Origin of the sequence: Chelativorans intermedius (assembly GCF_025398255.1) — a bacterium.
GTDB lineage: Bacteria > Pseudomonadota > Alphaproteobacteria > Rhizobiales > Rhizobiaceae > Chelativorans > Chelativorans intermedius.
The window spans coordinates 90,884-110,593 of the sequence record NZ_JAODNW010000002.1 but is presented as its reverse complement, the minus strand read 5'-3'; the positions used below and the strand labels follow the sequence as shown (position 1 = coordinate 110,593).

The following is a 19,710-nucleotide window of genomic DNA, read 5'->3' as shown; positions in this document are numbered from 1 at the left end:
CGGGAAGACCGTGGGGGCGACAGCCCGTTCCGCTCCTTCTGCATGAGCGCCGACGAAGCGGAGGGGCCGACAATTGAGCACGAAATCCAGATGTTGCAGTTTCAGGCGGGGGATGATGGCGGGGCAGAAGATCGACATCGCCGCGCTGAAAGCCGCATTTGCCGATCAAGTGTCAGTCCGGGATCGCCCCCTCGAAGCGTCGAAGGAACCGTTCCGCGAGCTCGGCGATGGCTTTCGCCTGCTCCCAGGGGCCGAAATGCGTGGCGCCTGCGACGGTGATCAGCCGGGCGGCCGGGAGGCGCCGGCCGAGCCATTGGGCGATCATCCTGTAGCGCAGGAGCGAGCGTTCCCCCGTCAGGATCAGGCTCCGGATCGGCAGGCGGCCAACGGCCTCCGGGTCGAGCGGCGCGCCGTGGTCGCCTGCAAGGGCCTTCAGAAACGGCGCCAGGGTGCGCGCATTGTCCGCTATGATGGATGAGACAAGGGGCCCGAAAGCTTCGATTTCGGTCTCAGACCGTCCTGTCACACCGCAGATGAACGCCTTTGCGGCAGCCTGCGTCTGGCCCGCGGCCAACAGATCCATTGCTGGCCGCAATGCAGCCAGGAACTGCGCAGTCGCTGCATCCGCTCCGCTCACATGGCGCAGGATCGCGCCGATCGAGGGATCGAACAGGACAACCGCGCGAAACAGCTCCGGCCGTCGTAGAATCGCATGCATCGCCACATCGCCCCCATAGGACCAGGCCAGCAGATCGACAGGGCCGCACTCAAGCGCTTCGACAAGCCCGATCAAATCGTCCTCATGAACCCGGCGGGAAAAGCCCTGCCCGCCATCGACCCACGGCCTGGCACCGAAATAGCGTTGATCATAGGTGATCACCGGACGGTGCCGCCCGAGGGCCGTTGCGAGAGGAAGATAGATGCGTTGGTCGGACAGCGCGCCATGAACGGCAATGACAGGCCGGCCTCGGCCGGATCCGATGCGCCTTGGATTCAACGTGGAGGAAAGCTCGCGCCGGTTCACCGCAGGACGGCCCTTTCTGCCGGACATCATTCAGCGGGCTGGGTGGATTTGCAGGCGCGGAATCTCGGCAGAAAAGCCGGAACCTGCCTGCGATAGACACGGTAGCGATCACCGAGTTCGGCCACCAGGTCGCGTTCCTCGAACACGGTGGCGACAAGCACATAGGCCGTCGCGCCGATGGCAAAGACGATCTGGCCCAGGGTCATATGCGGCGTGAGCCAAGGCGTGAGCATCCAGCCGAGGCTGATCGGATGGCGCACGATGCCATAGAGCCAGCGCGCGCAGAAGGAGGTCTCGGCCGGCCTCGCCGCGACAACCTTCTCCCACGCCTGGGCGAGGCCGAAGAAGCCGAGGTGGCCGAAATGGAAGGTGGCTGAAAACATCATCATCCAGACGGAGAGATAGGCCCCCCAGATCGCCCAGTATCCCATGGTGTTTTCCACCCGCCAGACGGTTATCGGGATGGGCTGCCAGAAGGCGATGAGCAGAGCCGAGGCGATGGCCGTCATGTAGAGATAGGTTGCCCGTTCGAGCGACGGCGGCACGATCCGCGTCCAGTATGCCTTGAACCAGCGCCGCGCCGTCGTCGAGTGATGCAGGCCGAACAGCCAGATAAGTCCAAGATTGATCGCGACCGAGGGCCACAGCGCGCCCTGGGTGCCATCGTTGATGCCTTTGGGCACGCCGAAATCGGCAAGGAAACCCACGATATAGGCGATGTTTGCCATGGCCAGCACATAGGCGAGGCCGGCATAGAGCAGAATGAGGGCCTTGGAAAACATGGATGGTTCCTTTCAGGGCTGGTGGGCGCGGAGAACCCGCACGAGATGGATGACGGTGAGGCAGGAGGCGGTCGCGGATCCGACGGCAAGGCCAATCCACACCCCCACCGCGCCGAGCTCGGCGGAGGTGGCGAGGAAGACTCCCATGGGGGCGGCGACCGCCCAGTTTCCGAGCAGCGAGAAGGCCATCGGCGCCCGCGTCATGCGCACGCCGCGCAGGATCCCGGTGGCAGCGGCTCCCGCAGGGCCAAGAAGCTCTGCTCCGGCGACGAGAAGAAGGAGGATCGCGGCGATGCCCGCCGCCTCCGTTCCGGCGCCGCCCTGCGCCAGCGTGTGCGAGAGCGGCCAGGCGGCGAGCGCGATGCCGCACGCCAGCGCCAGGCCGGCGGCGGCGGACAGGCCAAGCGCGGTCTGCGCAATCGCGCGCTGATGACCCCTGTCAGGCTCTGCACGGGCCATGCGGATGGTCGCCGCCTGCAGCAGCCCGATCGACACGGCGAACGTGACGCCAGAGACCCTGATTGCCAGGACATGCGCCGCGGCATCGGCGACCGAGAGGGTCGCAACGAAGAGCGTAGCCCCCAGAAACACCCCGACCTCCGACAGGGTTGCAACGCCGATGGGCAGGCCGAGCCGCAGGATCTCCGCCATGGCAAGGCGGTCCGGCGGGACGGCGGCGCCGGCATCCCCGCACCGCACGGCAAGCCGCGCGAAGACCACGAAGGTGAACGACGCCACGAGGAAGGAGGAGATACCCGCTCCAGTCAGGCCCAGCCCCGGCCAGCCGGCCACACCGAACATCAGCAGCGCATTCAACACCGCGTTGAGCGGCACCGCGGCGAGCGTCACCCGGAAGAGCGCTCCGGCCTGCTCGAGCGCAACAAGACGGGTGCGCAGGACGCCTGCGGCAAGCATGGGAAGCATGGTCAGTCCCATCGCGCGGGTGTAGCCCTGGCCGTGGTCGAGCAGGGATGCCTCGATGCCGAGAGGCTCAAGCCAGGCGGGCGCCGTCCAGACGACGCAGGCCATGGGCAACCCGACAAGGGCGGCGACGCCCCAGCCAGAGGCGCGAAGGCGGTTCAGCCGGGACCTGTTTGCATCGGCATGGGCTGCGGCATAAAGCGGCGCGAGCCCTCCGACCACGCCGATGGCAAGGTAGAACGCTATGGAATAGAGATCACTTCCGACCCCCGCAGCGGCGAGTGCCTCGGCGCCCAGTGCCCCGGCCATGAGCGTATCGGTGACGCTCATGCACATGTTGACGAGCGCCATGGCCGCCACCGGTGCCGCAGTCGCGAGTATCCGGGCGGCGTTCTGCGATGGCGCGCGGCGAAAGCCGAAGGGCCGGTTGCCCCCTGCCCTGAAGCCGGGAGATGATGCGTGTGTCATGGGTGTTTTCCGAGCGCGCACCCCTGCCGGGGCAAGGAATGCGGGAAACAATTGTCAGACGGTCGGGAGAAACCGGAGGCTCAAGGCATTGCGCGGAGGGGCGGGCCGTTCCAGTGATGCGAAACCGACCTTCCTCGGCACCGCCGCAGCCCTCGTCCATCCCGCATCGGCGCCGGCAGCGCAGCATGGCGGGCGGATTGCCATGCCAGCGAGGGACGGCGCCCCAATGGCGGCACCGGCGGCATCGTCGCACAGCAGGATTTGGCCATGCATGCCGGCATGACGTCCGTGGGCAGAACTTCCATCGCTCATCTCCTGGTCTGACGGCGACGGACTAGGCCCCCTCCGCAGATCCGGTAAGTGCGGGAATCGACAAAAAGAGGCGTAATCGGCCAAACGCAGGCGCAATCGCGCTGCGGACACAGGACCAGCACGGAGATCGTCGGCCTTTCTGCGCGGATGCGCTTGCCGAGCTCGAACTCTTCGCCGCCGGGGCCAGCATTTCCGAGGCGCCTGCTGCCCGGTCAAATCGGCCGTGGCCGGCAGGACGGGCACATCGCCTGCCCATCCGGTGGCCGCGCCCTCATTCGGAGGGTTCAAGCGTGCCGGCACGGCCTTCCTGCAGCCTGATGAGCTCACGCAGGAGCGGATTGGGAAAGCGCCGTTCGATCGTCACGGCGTAGAAGGTTTCGGAGATTCCCGGCAGGCGGTCGATTTCCACCAGCATTCCGCTTTCGAGCTCGTCCTTGACGACAATCCGGGGCAGAACGGCCAGGCCGATGCCCTCGCGCGCCAGAAGGCGCATCATCGCCATGTCGTCGGCTTCCGCCGCAATCTGCGGGCGCACGCCCATCCGGTCGGCAAGAGCATCGAAGCCAGCCCTCACGCCGCTCTCCGGCGTTGGCAGGATGACGGGCTGCGAGGCGAGCAGCTGTGCGAGCGTGCTGCCCTGCGCGGCGCGCGCCGGAGTGCCCACCAGGCTCACCCGCTGTTCTGCCAGCCGATACGAGATGAACGGCGTCACGGCGTCACGCGCGGCAGGGCGATTGATCAGAACCGCATCGACATTGAGCGCTTCGAGCGCCGCAAGCAGCTCCGCCGGGCTGCCGGACCGCAGGATCACCTCCACGTCGGCGCGCCCGAGGACCGGGCGCAGAAAATCGATCTGGAAGTTTCTCGACAGCGTTGCCAGCGCGCCGATCCGCAGGGCCTTGCGGGTGGCACCCGTCTGCCGCAGCGTGCCCAGAAGTTCCTCTCCGGTCGCAAAGATCGCATCGGCATGGTCGAGGGCAATGCGCCCGGCCTCGGTGAGCTGGAGCTGACGGCCGCGCCGCTCGAACAGGGCATGGCCGAGACGTTCCTCAAGCTTGCGGATCTGCACGGAGAGCGCCGACTGCGAGAGGTTCAGCCGCTCGGCCGTGCGGGTGAGGTTCCCGTCATGCGCAACGGCCCAGAAATATCGGAGATGATTGTAGTTCAGATTGGCCATATCGTTCTGTTTAATAGAACGATTTCTCAAAAACAATGAATTTTTATCGCATCTGGAGGCGCACTATCTTGCGCCGCGATATTGTCCCCTGAACAGGAGGCCAGGCTTGTCTGTCTACCTTTTGCCGCTTCTTGCCCCGCTCCTCATGCTGATGGCCGCGGCCACCGCCGCCTTGCAGCCCGGGCGGCGGCCGCGTCTTGCCCCGCGGCTTGCCGAGGTCTCGGCGCTCGCCGCCTTTGTCGTTGCGCTGCTATCGGCGGCGCTGCTGATCGCCGAGGGGCCGGGAGATGCGTCAATCGGCATGGGCGGCGTCGGCATTTCCGTGCGCCTCGATGCGGTGAGCGCGGTAATGTTGCTGCTTGTCTCCTTCATCGGCTGGGTCGTGCTGCGCTATGCTGCAAGCTACATGGATGGCGAGGCGCGACAGGGTGCCTTCACAGGCTGGCTGTGCGCCACGCTGGCCGCGGTCCTGCTGTTTGTGCAGGCGGGTGTCCTGGCACAGCTCGTCGTGGCCTGGATTGCGGCAAGCCTGTTCCTGCAGAAGCTGCTGCTGTTCTATCCCGAGCGCGTCCAGGCGCGGCGGGCGGTGCGCAAGCGTTTCGTGATCGCGCTGGCGGGCGATGCAGCGCTGATCCTGGCGGCGATCCTTCTTGCCGTCGGATACGAGACCACGCAGATCGCCGCGATCCTTGAGGCGGCCCGGGCCGGGCAGGCCCCGGCAAGCGCGCTGTGGGCGGGCGGGCTGATTGCCCTTGCCGCACTGCTGATGTCGGCCCAATTCCCCACCCACGGCTGGCTGACGGAGGTGATGGAGACGCCGACGCCGGTTTCCGCGCTTCTGCATGCCGGGGTTGTCAACGCCGGTGGATTTCTGCTGATCCGCCTGGCCGACGTGATGCTGTTCGTGCCGGGCGTTCTGGCGGCGATGGTGATGATCGGCGGCTTTACCGCCCTCATCGGCGGGCTGGTGATGCTGACCCAGCCGGCGGTCAAGACCTCGCTTGCCTGGTCGACGGTGGCGCAGATGGGCTTCATGATCCTGCAATGCGGCCTGGCGCTCTTCCCGCTGGCGCTTCTGCACATCGTCGCGCACTCGCTCTACAAGGCGCACGCCTTCCTCGATTCCGGCGGGGCGGTCGAACGCGTGGCAGCCATCCGCCGGCCCGGCCCGGTGGCGATTCCGAACGCCAGGGCCGTCGCCCGTGCCTTCATCCTGGCGCTGGCGATCTATGGGCTGGTCGGCACGGTGTTCGGCTTTTCGGACAAGTCGCCGCAGGCCATTGCGCTGGGCGCCATTCTGATCTTCGGCGTGGCCTATCTGCTTGCGCAGGGGCTGGCCGACACCGCGCCGAAGGTTCTGACCTTGCGCACCGCGCTCTATTCGACGGCAGCAGCGGCCGGGTATTTCGGTCTTCAGACCGGGGCGCAATGGCTGATGTCGGGCACCCTTCCGCCGACGCCCGCACCCGGGCCGCTCGAATGGGCGCTGATCGTGCTTGCCGTCATCAGTTTCGGCTTTGTGGCAGTCGCGCAGGCCATGTTCCCGCTATGGGCCTATCACCCGGCGTCGGCGGGCGTGCGCGTGCATCTCTCGAACGGGCTTTATGCGAATGCCGTGTTCGATCGCATTCTGGGCGGCTGGTCCCTCGGACGTGCCGGCTGAAGGTCTTATGGAAAAATCTGCGATGACGATGAATTTTCACCCGGCTTCTTTCTGCCATGACGCAGTGTTTGCGGCCGTCGATGCTGCCATACGGGCTGTGCCGCCGGTCTGGCCGCTGAGCGCAAGCGTGGCGGTCAATCCCTTCCTTGGACAGGCCCGTCTGAGCCTTGCCGAGACCGCCGCCCGGCTTGCCCGCACGGCCGGTGTGCCCGTCGCCATGCCACGTGCCTGGTATCGGGAGCGCATCGAGACGGGCGCGATCACCGACGAGGATCTCGCAGCCGCCCTCGCCATGGCCCCGGCGGAGCTGCGCCCGGCGGATCTGGCGGCGCTGAAGGCTGCGGCACAGCTTCCCGCGCCGGCGCCGCGGGCGCTTCCCACGGTGGCGGATCTGGCAGCCCGCACCTCGGGAACCGATTGGCCGGGCCTGATCGCGGAGCGCTTCGGAGCATGGGCGGCAGGATATTTCGACGAGGGTCAGGCGCTCTGGGCCGCGCCGCGCGGCAAGGGCGCCTATCGGGCCTGGCGCGCGGTCGCGACCCGCGACCTGACACCGGAGATCATCGGGCTTCAGGGCTTTGCAAGCCATGTCGCCAACGCGCCAGAGCGGGCCGAGGAGGTGATCATCCGCGCCGTCGAGCGCCTCGGCATCGCAAGCGAGGCACTCGAGACCTATTTCCACCGGCTGTTCATGACCCTCGGCGGATGGTCGCAATATGCGCGCTATCAGCTCTGGCAGGCGGAGTTGCACGGCGCTTGCGACACCACCATCCGGGATCTTCTTGCCATTCGCCTGATCTGGGAAGAAGCGCTGTTCGACCGCCACAGCGCCCGGATCGCGGCCGACTGGGGGCGCGCGCGGACTGCCTATGCCGAACCGGACAGGCCGACGCCGGAGCAGGTTGTGGACGCCATCCTGCAGGAGGCGGCCGAGCGTGCGCAACAGCGTTCGCTTTGCGCCATGTTGGACACGCCGGGACGGGCCGAAGGCAGCGCGCGCCCGTCGCTGCAGGCGGTCTTCTGCATCGATGTGCGTTCGGAACGGTTCCGCCGGGCGCTCGAATCGGTCGATCCGGGCATTCGGACCTCCGGCTTCGCCGGTTTCTTCGGCATTGCGACGGAGCACCGGCGGTTTGCCTCCGACATGCACGAGCACCGGCTGCCGGTCTTGCTGAACGCCGCGGTCACGAGCTGCGCGGGCGGTGCGCAGCACGCGCAGGCCGACCAGGCAACCCGTTTCAGCAAGCGCGCCAAGCGGGCCTGGGGCCGCTTCAAGCTCGCCGCCGTCTCCTCCTTCGCCTTTGTGGAGGCGACCGGGCCGATCTATGTCGTCAAGCTGCTGCGCGATGCGCTCGGCCTGGCGCGCGCCGCCCTGCCGAACGATCCGGCACCACGGTTCGATCCCCCGCTTGACACGCAAACCCGCATCGACCTCGCGGAAAGGGTGCTGCGGGCAATGTCCCTGACCGGGACCTTTGCGCGCATCGTCCTCCTGTCGGGCCATGGCGCCAATGTGGTCAACAACCCGCATGCCAGCGCGCTGCATTGCGGGGCCTGCGGGGGCTATTCCGGCGAGGTCAATGCCCGCCTGCTGGCAGCGCTGCTGAACGACGCGGAGGTCAGGCGCGGGCTTTCCCAGCGGGGCATCGAGATTCCCGACGACACGCTGTTCCTGGGCGCGCTGCACGACACGACCACCGACGCCGTCGTCGTCTACGAGCACGATCATCCATCGGCCGCACACCGGCGGGATCTCGAACAGGTGCGCGCCTGGCTCGCCGCAGCCGGCCGGCTTGCGCGGGCCGAACGGGCGCTGCGCCTGCCGCGGGCGCGGGACGAGGCCAATGTTGCGCGACGCAGCCGCAACTGGGCCGAGATCCGGCCGGAATGGGCGTTGGCCGGTTGCCGCGCCTTCATCGCCGCGCCGCGCGCCCGCACCGCAGGCAAGAGCCTCGAAGGCCGAGCCTTCCTGCACGACTACGACTGGAGGCAGGACAGCGGCTTTGGCGTGCTGGAGCTGATCATGACCGCGCCCGTCGTGGTCGCAAGCTGGATCAGCCTGCAATATTACGGCTCCACCGTCGCCCCGCAGGTGTTCGGTGCCGGCAACAAGCTCCTGCACAACGTGACCGGCGGCATCGGCGTGGTGGAGGGCAATGGCGGGCTGCTGCGGCCGGGCCTGCCGTGGCAATCGGTGCACGACGGAGAGAAGCTCGTCCACGACCCGTTGCGTCTGTCCGTATGCATCGAGGCGCCGCGCGAGGCGATGACGCGCATTCTGAAGCGGCATGCCGACGTGCGAGCCCTTTTCGACAATCGCTGGCTGCATCTCTTTGCGCTCGATGAGGCGGGCCGCGTGGCCTGGCGCTATGCGGGGGATCTCGAATGGACCGCGGTTGGCGCACGGGTGCGGGCGGAACGCGAGGAGTTTGCACCATGACCCCCTGCCCGTGCTCTCGAAGCCTCGGTCCTCCGCATCTTCGGGCCTGGCCAGGCGGAGATGCGAACGCGCGAGGGGACGTCCTGAACGTCGATCCGCAATGAGGTCTTCGTCGTTGAAGCATTCCCTTCATGCCGTCGAGAAGACGGAGCATGGGCGCGCCGGCAGCATGTTTGCGGTGGTGCACGATCCTGGGAGCCTCTGGCGCGCCTGCAGGGAGATTTCCGACTTCCTGGCGCTGCGCCACCGCAGATCGGGGGATCCTTTCTGCGAGCCGCTGATGGGTGTGTGGATCGATCCGGATACCACCCCGCAGGCCACGGCGCGACTTCATGAAGAAGCGCCCCCCGCCTTCGGCCGGCTGGGCGTGATGACGCAATCGATCAGCCTCGGCGCAATCTGGACCCTCTGCTGCCAGATGGGCGCGCCAGCGTGCCGTGTTTCCCTGATCGACGGGCTTATAGAAGTCTCCTCCTCGAACCTCGCAGCCGCAAGGTTCGTACCCGTCTTCCGCAGTGATCTTTCGTCTGCGCAGATCGATCTGGAAATGCGCCAGCTGCATCAGCGGGCACCCGATCTGGTGGCCTCGCCCGTCTATCAGGACCGGGACACCGGCCGCATCGTGCTTCCCGCAGACTATGCATCATAGCCGGGCGTCATGGCGCCCAAAGCGCTGCGCCGGCGGTATGGTCGCCCGGCTCGCCCCCACGGGCTGAAGGGGCCGTGCGGTCCCGAAGCGAGCTTGCGTGCCGGGACGGGAAAAGAGCGGTCGGTGCCGCCTCCCCCCAGTCCTTCAGCCGTCCACGGCGCCCAGCCGACCCCAGCTTCGCCAGACGGCTCGCCTCGGATTGCCGCTTTTCGGCGCGTCGGCGCGTACGGCGGCAAAAATCCACCACAGTGTCCCGACGATCGACAGATTGACCAGCCCGGCGAGCACGGCGGCGAGAAATCCGAGTTCGTAGCCGCCAGACAGATCGAAGAAGAAGCCGCCGAGAAATCCGCCCACCCCATGCCCTGCCCAGGCGAAGGCCATGATCATGCCGGTTGCGCCCGACCTGCGATCTGCCGGCGCAAGCACGCGGATGGTCGTGAGCACGCAGGTCATCACGCCGCCATATCCGAAGCCGTAAAGCAGGGCGAAGACGTAAAACTGCCCGATATCGCCGAGCTGGGTGAAGCCGAAGACGAGCCCCGTCTGCCAGGCAGAGGCGACGAAATAGGCCGGCAGAGCGCCTATGCGGTCGGCAAACCTGCCGAAGGCCACACGGCCCGCGATGGCGGAGGCCATCATCGCCATGAGCGCTCCTCCAGCCTCGGTGACCGGAATTCCGCAGGTCTGGATAAGGGGCATCAGGTGCATGAGGGGAACCGCCATCACCGTGCAGCACAGGAAGACGGCAATTCCGATCATCGGCATTGCCAGATGCCAGCCGATCGGGCGGGGCGCCTCGCCGGCCGGGCCGGCAGGGGATGCGCCGGGCGACGTTTCGGGCGCTTTGACGAGAAGCGCAAGGAGGCCGAGGATCACCAGGGTGGCAATCCCGGACACGGCGAACGCATCGCGCCAGCCGAGCCGGGAAATGAGAAGCGTGTTGACCATCGGGATGCTGCCCTGCCCGACCGCCTGACCGGCCGAAACGATGCCGATGGCAAGGCCGGCGCCCGTTCGAAACCATTGTCCGACGAGCCCGAACAATGGTGCAAAAAGCGATCCGCCGCCCAGAACTCCGGCAACAAAGAAGATCATGTAGAATTCGGCCAGACTGTCCGCCCAGGCCGCGGCGATGGCGCTCATGCCCGTGGCGCTCGCGCCCACAAGGCAGACGATCCGAATGCTGACCCTGTCGGCAACGGCTCCCATCAGGATGCCGCCAAGCGCAAGCCCCAGCAGCCCGGCGCTGTTGATCAGCGCGATTTCGCCGCGCGCCCAGCCGAACTCCCTCTCGAGTGGTTCGAGAAACGCCGAAAGACCATTGACCAACTGTCCCATGGCCACGGCCAGCATGGCCGCTGCCGAAGCCACGGTCACCCACGCATGGGCTGGTCTTCCTTCCTTCATCCGGGGCTGATGCATGTCTGTTCTCCGTCGCCGCAGGCCGGTGCCGAATGCCTTCAAGACGGACCTCTGGTCTCGTGTTGTGACGGGATCAGTTTCAGGCAGGCAGGTTTCACGCGATTGTCGCGGACGCCTCGCAGATGTTTCGATTGTTTCGCCGCCGGGCGCATCGGCATCCTGCCTGCCGCAAAATGGGGAGGGGAGCGCCGGGAGATGGCGGCAGGCTCTTCAGGGCGCGCCGCCGGCCGATGATCCCGCCTTTCAGGGCCAAGAATGGAAGATCCGAACGGCTTGCGGCTTCCGCAAAGGTCTTGCCGGCTGAAACACAGCCGAGACTCCAGGCGTACATTTGAAACGCGATGAGCGGCCGTGCGGTGTCAGGCTGAAACGTGGGACTGGCAAATCCGCCGGGTCGACCGGGACAGGCTCGTTCCGGTCAGGACGAGACCAACACCAGCACCGCAACAGAAAGGATCGGACCCATGTCCACCCAGACCATCGAGACCCCCACGAAAGTCGCCATGAACGGCGTTGACGTGCCCAACCTGACGGCGACGCTTGGCGTCGTCGAGGGCAACCGCGATCTTGCGAAGTTCACCTTCCGCGCCGACGGCAAGTGGCTGTCGGGCACCCACAGCCAGGCCACCATGGCCGGCTACCGCGGTGCCGGCGGCGACCATGAACGCCCCCGCGCCCACGTCATCCACGGCGATCATCCGGCCGTTCTTTGCGGAGCCGACAATGGCGCCACGCCTGTGGAGCTGCTGCTTGCCGCGCTTTCCGCCTGCATTACGGCCGGCATCGGCAACATCGCCTCGATCCGTCAGGTGAAGCTTCATTCGGTCGAGACGACGATCGAAGGCGACATCGACCTGCAGGGAATCTTCGGGATGGATGACACCGTGCGCAACGGCTTCTCCGGCATCCGCGCGAGGTTCCGCATCGCCGGCGATGCGCCGGCCGAGGTGCTCGAAAAGATCGTCCGCCAGTCGGTGGCGCGCTCGGCCGTCTTCGACGTGCTGCGCAACGGCGTCCCCGTCTCGGTGGAAGCGGTTGCCCAGTGATGCGGAATGCGCCCCGGCAACGGGGCGCGCCCTCGAAACCTCACGCAAATTTCCAGGAAGAAGCGATGAACACTCCCGCACCCGGCCATCCGGCTGTCAGTCACCGTCATTTCGGACCCGAGTTCGAAAGGCACGTTGCCCGCCGCGGCGGGCCCCGCATGAAGACCCGGCAGGAGGACGCACCGCCCGCGGCAGCGCGCCCGTCCGAACCTGGCGCACCTGCGGACTCTTGAAGCCGCGAACGCGTGGCGGCGGCGGACCTGCATCGCCTTGCCGCCACGCGGACCCACCTTGCCTGCACCTGCATAGCCCAGCGGATGGGACCTGTGATGCATCGGACAGACACTGTCATCATCGGAGCCGGCCAGGCCGGACTGGCCATGAGCTGGCTGCTCAATGCCGAAGGCATTCCCCATGTCGTTCTCGAACGCGGCCGCCTGGGCGAGCGCTGGCGGAGCGAACGCTGGCCGACGCTCAGACTTCTCACACCCAACTGGATGACCCGCCTTCCCGGCCATCGCTACGCGGGGGCCGATCCCGACGGGTTCATGCGCGCCTGCGAGTTCGTGGGGCTGCTCGAGCGCTATGCCGCGGACTGCGGTCTGAACGTCCGCGAAGGAGCCTCCGTGACGTCGGTGGAGAGCGAAGGTGCCGGTTACCTCGTTCGCAGCACCGCCGGGACCTGGTTTGCGCGCGCGGTTGTCATTGCCACGGGTGCGTTTCAGGATCCGCATGTCCCGGAGGCTGCGGCTCGCCTGCCGCGTGACATTCTGCAGCTCACCCCCAACATCTATCGAGGGCCCGACCGTCTTCCAGGGGGCGGCGTGCTCGTGGTCGGCGCTTCCGCGACAGGGGTTCAGCTGGCGGCCGAGATCCACCGCGCGGGACATGCCGTCACGATTGCCGTCGGCCGCCATGTCCGGGTGCCCCGGCGCTATCGTGGCAGGGACGTGATGTACTGGCTGGACCGGAGCGGGTTTCTCGCCGAACGCCGCCCTGAAGACGGCAACCTGTCGCGGCTTGCAAGCCAGCCATCCATGCAGCTCATTGGAGATCCCGGCGGCAGCGACCTTGATCTCGGTGTCCTGCACACCAGGGGTGTGCGCATCGTGGGCCGTGTTCTGGGCGCCGAGGGCGCCGTCATCGCTCTCGACCCGGACCTGCCGCGAGAGATCGACGCATCCGAGCGGCGACGCGCCACCATGCTTGACCACATCGACGGTTTCATCGCCAGGACGGGGATCGACGCGCCTGCCGCCGCGAAATCCGCCGCCCCGGCCTTCGGGCCGGGACCGTGCCGGCTCGATCTCGGCATGCTGGGAATCGGCACGGTCGTCTGGGCGACAGGCTACCGCCGTTCCTATCCCTGGTTGAAGCTGCCGGTTTTCGCCCCGGATGGCGAGATTGCGCAGATCGACGGTGTCACCGCCTGTCCCGGCGTCTACACGCTGGGTCTGCGCTACCAGCGGCACAGGGCATCGAACTTCATCGACGGTGTGGGCCGCGATGCCGCCGCTCTCCTGCCAATCCTCAAGGCCCATCTCGCGCAGACCGCGCGCCGGGCGGCGTGAACCGGAAGACGGGTGGTCCGGCAGCCGGCAAGCATGGCCTGGGAATCCTCACCCGCCCGCCGCGGAGCAGGGGCGACGAGCGGCAAAAGGCCCGCAGCCGAATGTCGGTTGCGGGCCTTTTTCTTCCTCGGCCATCCCTCAGGGGCGGATGAGGGGCATCCCCTTCCACCGTCGGACGTTTGCGGGCTCGATCCCGATGTCGCGCAGGATTTCGTCGCTCAGGTCTTCGAGCACGATCCGCGTCCTGCGCCGCCTCATGGTGTCCCGGGTTTTCAAAGCGGCCCTTCCGAACCAGGCCATCGTTGCGTTCATCATTGGCATTCTCTCCTCATTTGCGATGCGGAGAGCTTCGCAACCCCGGTTTTCGGGCCGATTTCGCAGGAAGCGGAAAAGCGTTTCGTTCTTTCCGCGAAGCCTCGTATATTGAAACAATCGAAACAAATCCGGTCGTCAGGCGACGCGCGACTGAAACGGTCGCAGTCTAACCCGGCGGCCGTCAGAGACGTGAGCGGCCAGAAACCATGGCTCCGTCTCGACAGGGGGAACGATCAAGATGACGCAATCGAAGTTCGAGCAATATGGCGGGTTCGCGGTGGTGAGCCGGATCGTCCTCGATTTCTACAATCGGCTGCTCGACGACGATCTTCTGGGTCCCTTCTTCGAGGACGTCGATCTTCCGCGCATCGTGGATCACCAGACCAAGTTCCTCGCCATGCTGCTCGGCGGCCCGGCACATTACACGGACGAACAGATCAGCCGCCTTCACCGCCATCTCGATATCCGTGGCGAACACTATGATCGCATGACGGCGCTGCTGGCCGAAACGCTGAGGGACCACAACTTCGCCGAGCCCGATCTGAACGAGGTGATCGCACAGTTCGAAGCGCGCCGCGGCCTGATGGTTGGAATGGCGCCATGACGATCGAAGCCATCAACGCGCAGCTGCTTCGGGCCATTGGTGTTGGCGTCGTGCTCATCGACATCGAGAGCCGGCGGACCTTCTTCGAGAACGACACCTTTGCGGAATGGTTCGGAGCCTCCGAGGGCGGCAGGCCGCTGGCCGACGCGTTTCCCGACCTCGATCCGGCAGCGATGCTGAAGGATCTTCAGTCGGGAAAGCGGCACGACATCGAGGCCACCTTTCGCGTGCGCCGGCGTTCCATGACGGTGGCCGTCACCTTCAGCCTTGCCACGGAGACCGATCGGCAGATCGTCGTCGCCGTTTGTCAGAACATCACGAGGATCAAGGAACTGGAGGCGATGATCGACTCCTATTCCCTGATGGTTGAACGCAACACCCGGGAGATCCGGCGGGAGAAGGAGCGGGTCGAGCAACTGCTTCTCAACATCATGCCCCGCAGCGCCTATGACGAGTTCAAGAGCCTCGGCATCGTGTCGCCCCGGCGGTATGATCCGGTTACCGTTCTCAGCCTCGACTTCTCCGATTTTTCCCGCACCGTCCTGGAGAATGACGCAAGCGTTGTCGTCAGCGAGCTGAACGACATTTACAGCGCCTTCGACCGGATCGGCGAGCAATTCGGATGCGAGCGGATCAAGACCCTGGGCAACGCCTATATTGCGGTGTCCGGCATGGGCGACACGAGCGCCAATCACGCCTCCGCAGCCGCAAGCGCCGCGGTAAGGTTTCTGCGTTATCTCAGACGCCGCAACGAAACGCATCCGATCCGCTGGAAATGCAGGGTGGCGCTCAGCACCGGGATGGTCGTCGGCTCGGTGGTGGGGGTGCGCAAATACATCTACGATGTCTTTGGCCCGGCCGTCGATGAAGCCGAGCGCCTGATGAGCTTTGCCCGCCCTGAGACCATCGTCGCCAATGAGCCGTTTGCCGAAGCCTTCGGCGAACGGCAGGGCCTGCGCCGCATCGGGGTGATGGATGTCGGCGGTGGCCGGTCGATGGCCGTCTTCGAGGTATCGGAACCCGAGGCGGTTGCAGCCGAGGCAGACCTGTGAACACCGGCGATCGCATTGCAGACAGTGCCGGTGAGGCGCTGTTCGTGGAGGTTGTGGAAGCCCTCCATGAGGGATTGGCCGTGTTTGACGAAAGCGGCTGTCTGCTGCGTTACAATCGCCATTTCGTCGCGCTCAATCCGCCGATTGCCGACCTCATCCGCCCCGGGGCCCGTTGGGATGTCCTGCTGCGCGAGGCGCATGGCCGCGGGGCGATCTCCGAGGTCGCGCGGGCACGGATGAACGCGCTCGAACGGCAGATCGCAGCCGGCCTGTCCACGACCGAGCCTGTCGAGGTTGAGGGGCCGAACGGCACGTTGTTCGAAGTGGCGATGCATCCCACCGCGACGGGCGGCTTTGTGCTGACGGAGCGCGACATTACCGAGCGCAGGAGACTTGCCGAGGCGGAACGGGAGGTCGAGCAGATGCTGCGCCGGGTGCTCGACGCCTGCCCGGCGGCCGTGATGATGACTCGGCTGGAGGGCGGCGAGGTGATCTATCGCTCGCCTGCCGCCATCGAGCTGCTTGGCCTTGAGAGGAAATCCTACCGCTGGTTCGCGCGGCCCGAGGAACGCGCGGATTTCCTCACCGCGCTTCTGCCCAGCGGGCGGGTCGACGACATGCAGGTGACGGCGCGGCGCTCGGATGGATCGGAATTCCCGGCCCTGGTGTCGGCGCGGCAGATCGAGCACAGGGGCGAGGCTGTCATCGTCTCGACCGTAACCGACCGCAGCCGCGAGCTTGCGCTTCGTCAGGCGCTTGCGGATCAGCGCGAACAGATCTTCCAGGCAGAGAAGCTTTCCGCCTTGGGCGAGCTGCTGGCCGGCGTTGCACACGAGCTCAACAATCCGCTCTCCGTCGTGGTGGGCCATGCGCTGATGCTTCGCGATGAAATCGACGACCCCGCCATCCTCGCCCGGATCGGAAAGATCAGCGATGCTGCGGAGCGCTGTTCGCGCATCGTCAAGGCCTTCCTTGCCATGGCGCGCCAGCAGCCGGCCGAGCTTGAACCCACCAATCTTGCGGAAGCCATCGAGATGGCCGTCGAGGCAATGGTGAACGGCGCCTCCGAGTTCCATGCCGAGGTGGAGTGCTCCATCGCCCCGGATCTGCCGGAGGTTCTTTGCGATTCGCACCAGATGTCGCAGGTTTTCATCAATCTCCTGGCAAACGCCGATCAGGCCATGCGCATGTCGGGCGTGGGCAGCCGGATCCGCATCGACGTGCGCAGCGATGGGGCTCAAGGGACCGTCCTGATCGACATTCTCGACGATGGTCCGGGGATACCGCCCGAGATCAGGTCGCGGATCTTCGACCCGCTGTTCACCACGAAGGCACCCGGTCAGGGAACGGGGATCGGACTGGCCTTTGCGCATCGCGTCATCTCGGCGCATGGCGGAACCATCCGCCTTCTCGATTGCTCCGGGGATGGCAGGGGCGCCTGCTTCCGGATTTCGCTGCCGGTCCACGAAACGAGACGGAGCGGTGCGGAGGTCGTCGATCCCCTGCCCGAGCAATCGCAGGAGCTGCGCATTCTGGTGATCGACGACGAGCCGGAGGTGGCCGACCTGATCCGCGATCTGCTGCGGCGCGATGCGCATCTGGTGGACAGCGTGACCTCGGGCGAGACCGCCCTGACCATGCTCGGCCACCAGCGCTACGACGTCATCCTGAGCGACCTCAAGATGCCCGGGCTCGATGGGCGGGGTCTTTACGAGGTCCTGCAGCGCGACTTCCCCGATGCGGTATCGCGAATGGCGTTCGTCACCGGCGACACGATGGCGCGCGAGACCCGCAACTTCCTGGCCGAGTGCGGGCGTCCCTGGCTCGAAAAACCCGTGATACCGGACGATCTGCGCAAGCTCGTCCGTGCGGTCCTGGAGGGTCAACAGGAAAGGCGGAAGGCGAATGAGCGCGCCTGAAAGCATAGTGATCTGTGACGACGAGGCCGCGCTGCGCGAGATGCTGGCCGAGTATCTCGAAAGGCGGGGTTTTCTCGTGCGATGTGCTGCAAATGCCGCGGAACTGCGCCAGGCGATGGCCGAGGCCGTGCCGGATGTCATCCTCCTCGACATCACCATGCCCGGCGAGGATGGCCTGAGCGTTCTGAGGAGTCTCGACAGGCAGGAGCGGCCGGCCGTCATCATGCTGACGGCGATGGGCGACGTGGTGGATCGCATCATCGGGCTGGAGATGGGGGCGGACGACTATCTTGCCAAGCCGGTGGACCTTCGGGAACTGGTGGCGCGGATCAAGGCGGTGATGCGCCGCTCCGCGCGGCCAGCCCCGATGGAGGAGCTGCCGGCGATCCCCCGGACGCGGTATCCGTTCGGGCGGGCGACCCTCGACCTGGAAGCGGCGACGCTGACCAGCGTCGAGGATGGGCGCGAGATTCCGCTGACGGCGATGGAATTCAGCCTTCTGAAGCTCTTTGCCCTGAACCGCGGGCGCGTGCTCAATCGCGATCAGATCCTCGAAGGAGCGCACGACCGTTCGTGGGATCCCTTCGACCGCTCGATCGACATCCGCATTTCGCGGATCCGCAGGAAGATCGAGCACAACCCCAAGAAGCCGGAGGTGATCCGCACGGTGCGCGGTCTCGGCTACATTTACGATCCGCCGCCGGGCCGCGGGCACTTGCCGCACGGAAACGATTGAAACACGCACAGCCCCCGCATCGCCATCGGGCTGAAACAACGCATCGGCAGAAATGACCGAGACAACGGCGCGCACGCGCGATCGACCTCGGGAGACAATGGCGATGACTTCACCGATATTCTCAAGCATCCTGGACACGATCGGCAGGACGCCCATCGTGCGTCTGCAGCGTCTGGCGCCTCGGCAGGCGGATGTCTTCGTGATGCTGGAATCCTCCAACCCCGGGGGTTCGGTCAAGGACCGGCTGGCACTCGGCATCATCGAGGCGGCCGAGCGAGAGGGCCGGCTGCGGCCCGGACAGACCGTTGTCGAGGCAACGAGCGGCAATACGGGCATCAGCATGGCCATGGTATGCGCTGCGAAGGGCTATCCCTTCGTTGCCGTGATGGCCGAAAACTTCAGCGTCGAGCGGCGCCGGCTGATGCGGCATTTCGGAGCGCGCGTCGTCCTGACACCCGCCTCGGCGAAGGGCTCGGGCATGGTGGCGAAGGCCCGCGAGCTGGCCGAACGCCATGGCTGGTTCCTGGCCCGTCAGTTCGAGTCCGAGGCCAATCCCGACGCCCATTCCCGCACCACGGCACGCGAGATTCTTGCCGCCTTCGGACCAGATGGGCTAACCCATTGGGTCAGCGGCTTTGGCAGCGGCGGCACGCTGCTGGGCGTCGGCCGGGTTCTGCGCCGCGAGAGCCCCCGCACCAGGATCGTTGCCTGCGAGCCTGACAACTCCGCCCTCCTGGGCTCCGGCCTTGCCCAGCCGAGCGAAGACAGCCATCCGGCCTTCCGGCCGCATCTGATGCAGGGCTGGTCGCCCGATTTCGTCTCGCCGCTGACGGCGAAGGCGCGGGATGAGGGGCTCATCGACGCCTTGCATCCGGTAAGCGGGCGGGCAGCGCTCGACACGGCGCGGGACCTCGCCCGGGCGGAGGGCATCCTGTGCGGAATCAGCGCGGGGGCCACCGTCGCCGTCGCCCTGGCGGTGGCGCGCGAGGCGCAGCCCGGCGCACGCATTCTCGCCATGGTGCCCGACACGGGCGAGCGCTATCTCTCGACGCCGCTGTTTTCCGAGATCACAGAAACGATGACGCAGGAAGAAGCGGCGCTGTCGCGCTCCACCCCCTCCTGCCGCTTCGATCAAGCCGCATCGCCGGGGCCGCGCGTCGCGGTGGACGTCCCCGAAGCATCGGCCGAAGCGCTCGATCATGTCAGAGCGATTGTCGGCGATCCCGGCAACGAGATCGTCATGTTCGCACTTGAGTGGTGTGAGTTCTGCTGGTCCGTAAGACGGCTGTTCGCTGATCTCGACATCGGATTTAGCGCTGTCGATCTGGATGGGCCGGACTATCGCGACCCGGAATGGGCCGCCGGCGTGCGGCGCGCCCTGCATGCGATCACCGGCGCACCGACGATCCCGCAGATCTTTGTGAGGGGCAAACCGATCGGCGGCGCCACCGACCTGTTCGACGAGCTGCGCGACGGGCGTTTTGCGCAGCGTCTTGGAAAGACCGCCATGGCGGTTCCCCGCGATCCCTATGGCTACCTGCCTTCCTGGCTTCACCCCCGCACGGCGGCATGAGGAGGGCCGGCCCGCGTGCCGATGCCGGGCGGC

The 19,710-nt window shown here is 66.4% G+C and carries 16 protein-coding genes; 10 read left to right on the top strand and 6 right to left on the bottom strand.

Annotated elements, in window-relative coordinates; all coding sequences use genetic code 11:
• Positions 1–172: 172 nt before the first annotated feature.
• The 4 genes from NYR58_RS02735 to NYR58_RS02720 form a co-directional block, all read right to left on the bottom strand.
• Positions 173–1,051, bottom strand: coding sequence for an alpha/beta fold hydrolase (locus NYR58_RS02735; RefSeq protein ID WP_261518938.1), 879 nt, complete (start codon positions 1,049–1,051; stop codon positions 173–175).
• The gene (locus NYR58_RS02730) at positions 1,051–1,806 is read right to left on the bottom strand and encodes a methyltransferase family protein (protein WP_261518937.1); all 756 of its coding nucleotides are present in this window, start codon (positions 1,804–1,806) and stop codon (positions 1,051–1,053) included. Before NYR58_RS02730 ends, NYR58_RS02735 begins: the two co-directional genes overlap by 1 nt.
• Positions 1,807–1,818: 12 nt before the next feature.
• Complete coding sequence (locus NYR58_RS02725; protein ID WP_261518936.1) at positions 1,819–3,195, bottom strand: MATE family efflux transporter; 1,377 nt, start codon at positions 3,193–3,195, stop codon at positions 1,819–1,821.
• 583 nt (positions 3,196–3,778) lie between these two features.
• Complete coding sequence (locus NYR58_RS02720) at positions 3,779–4,684, bottom strand: LysR family transcriptional regulator (protein ID WP_261518935.1); 906 nt, start codon at positions 4,682–4,684, stop codon at positions 3,779–3,781.
• Positions 4,685–4,790: 106 nt separating this feature from the next.
• Here NYR58_RS02720 and NYR58_RS02715 point away from each other — a divergent pair, with 106 nt between their 5' ends.
• The 3 genes from NYR58_RS02715 (at position 4,791) to NYR58_RS02705 (ending at position 9,436) form a co-directional block, all read left to right on the top strand.
• A complete protein-coding gene (locus tag NYR58_RS02715) occupies positions 4,791–6,347 on the top strand; it encodes a proton-conducting transporter transmembrane domain-containing protein (protein WP_261518934.1) in 1,557 nt (518 codons plus the stop codon).
• Positions 6,348–6,369: 22 nt separating this feature from the next.
• Complete coding sequence (locus NYR58_RS02710) at positions 6,370–8,787, top strand: YbcC family protein (protein WP_261518933.1); 2,418 nt, start codon at positions 6,370–6,372, stop codon at positions 8,785–8,787.
• A 169-nt stretch (positions 8,788–8,956) separates the two neighbouring features.
• Positions 8,957–9,436, top strand: a complete 480-nt coding sequence (locus tag NYR58_RS02705) for a hypothetical protein (RefSeq protein ID WP_261518932.1) — start codon at positions 8,957–8,959, stop codon at positions 9,434–9,436.
• A gap of 144 nt (positions 9,437–9,580) precedes the next feature.
• Here the strand turns inward: NYR58_RS02705 and NYR58_RS02700 are convergent, their stop codons facing one another.
• Entirely contained in the window at positions 9,581–10,861 is a 1,281-nt protein-coding gene (locus tag NYR58_RS02700) for an MFS transporter (RefSeq protein WP_261518931.1), read from the bottom strand.
• A 464-nt stretch (positions 10,862–11,325) separates the two neighbouring features.
• Here NYR58_RS02700 and NYR58_RS02695 point away from each other — a divergent pair, with 464 nt between their 5' ends.
• Together NYR58_RS02695 and NYR58_RS02690 are read left to right on the top strand one after the other, a co-directional pair.
• Complete coding sequence (locus NYR58_RS02695; RefSeq protein WP_261518930.1) at positions 11,326–11,907, top strand: OsmC family protein; 582 nt, start codon at positions 11,326–11,328, stop codon at positions 11,905–11,907.
• 329 nt (positions 11,908–12,236) lie between these two features.
• Positions 12,237–13,478, top strand: a complete 1,242-nt coding sequence (locus NYR58_RS02690) for a flavin-containing monooxygenase (protein ID WP_261518929.1) — start codon at positions 12,237–12,239, stop codon at positions 13,476–13,478.
• Between the two features lie 138 nt (positions 13,479–13,616).
• Here NYR58_RS02690 and NYR58_RS02685 read toward each other — a convergent pair whose 3' ends face one another.
• Positions 13,617–13,793 carry a DUF1127 domain-containing protein gene (locus NYR58_RS02685; RefSeq protein WP_261518928.1) on the bottom strand — a complete coding sequence of 59 codons (177 nt, stop codon included), beginning with the start codon at positions 13,791–13,793 and terminating at the stop codon, positions 13,617–13,619.
• 238 nt (positions 13,794–14,031) lie between these two features.
• Here NYR58_RS02685 and NYR58_RS02680 point away from each other — a divergent pair, with 238 nt between their 5' ends.
• The 5 genes from NYR58_RS02680 (at position 14,032) to NYR58_RS02660 (ending at position 19,677) form a co-directional block, all read left to right on the top strand.
• Positions 14,032–14,397: a group I truncated hemoglobin gene (locus tag NYR58_RS02680; RefSeq protein ID WP_261518927.1), complete on the top strand. Its 366-nt coding sequence runs from the start codon at positions 14,032–14,034 to the stop codon at positions 14,395–14,397.
• Positions 14,394–15,449, top strand: coding sequence for an adenylate/guanylate cyclase domain-containing protein (locus NYR58_RS02675; protein WP_261518926.1), 1,056 nt, complete (start codon positions 14,394–14,396; stop codon positions 15,447–15,449). The genes NYR58_RS02680 and NYR58_RS02675 overlap by 4 nt, the downstream gene beginning before the upstream one ends.
• Positions 15,446–17,368, top strand: a complete 1,923-nt coding sequence (locus NYR58_RS02670; protein ID WP_261518925.1) for a hybrid sensor histidine kinase/response regulator — start codon at positions 15,446–15,448, stop codon at positions 17,366–17,368. Before NYR58_RS02675 ends, NYR58_RS02670 begins: the two co-directional genes overlap by 4 nt.
• Positions 17,355–18,104, top strand: coding sequence for a response regulator (locus tag NYR58_RS02665; protein ID WP_261518924.1), 750 nt, complete (start codon positions 17,355–17,357; stop codon positions 18,102–18,104). Before NYR58_RS02670 ends, NYR58_RS02665 begins: the two co-directional genes overlap by 14 nt.
• A gap of 103 nt (positions 18,105–18,207) precedes the next feature.
• The gene (locus NYR58_RS02660; protein ID WP_315903316.1) at positions 18,208–19,677 is read left to right on the top strand and encodes a pyridoxal-phosphate dependent enzyme; all 1,470 of its coding nucleotides are present in this window, start codon (positions 18,208–18,210) and stop codon (positions 19,675–19,677) included.
• The last annotated feature ends 33 nt before the right edge of the window (positions 19,678–19,710 follow it).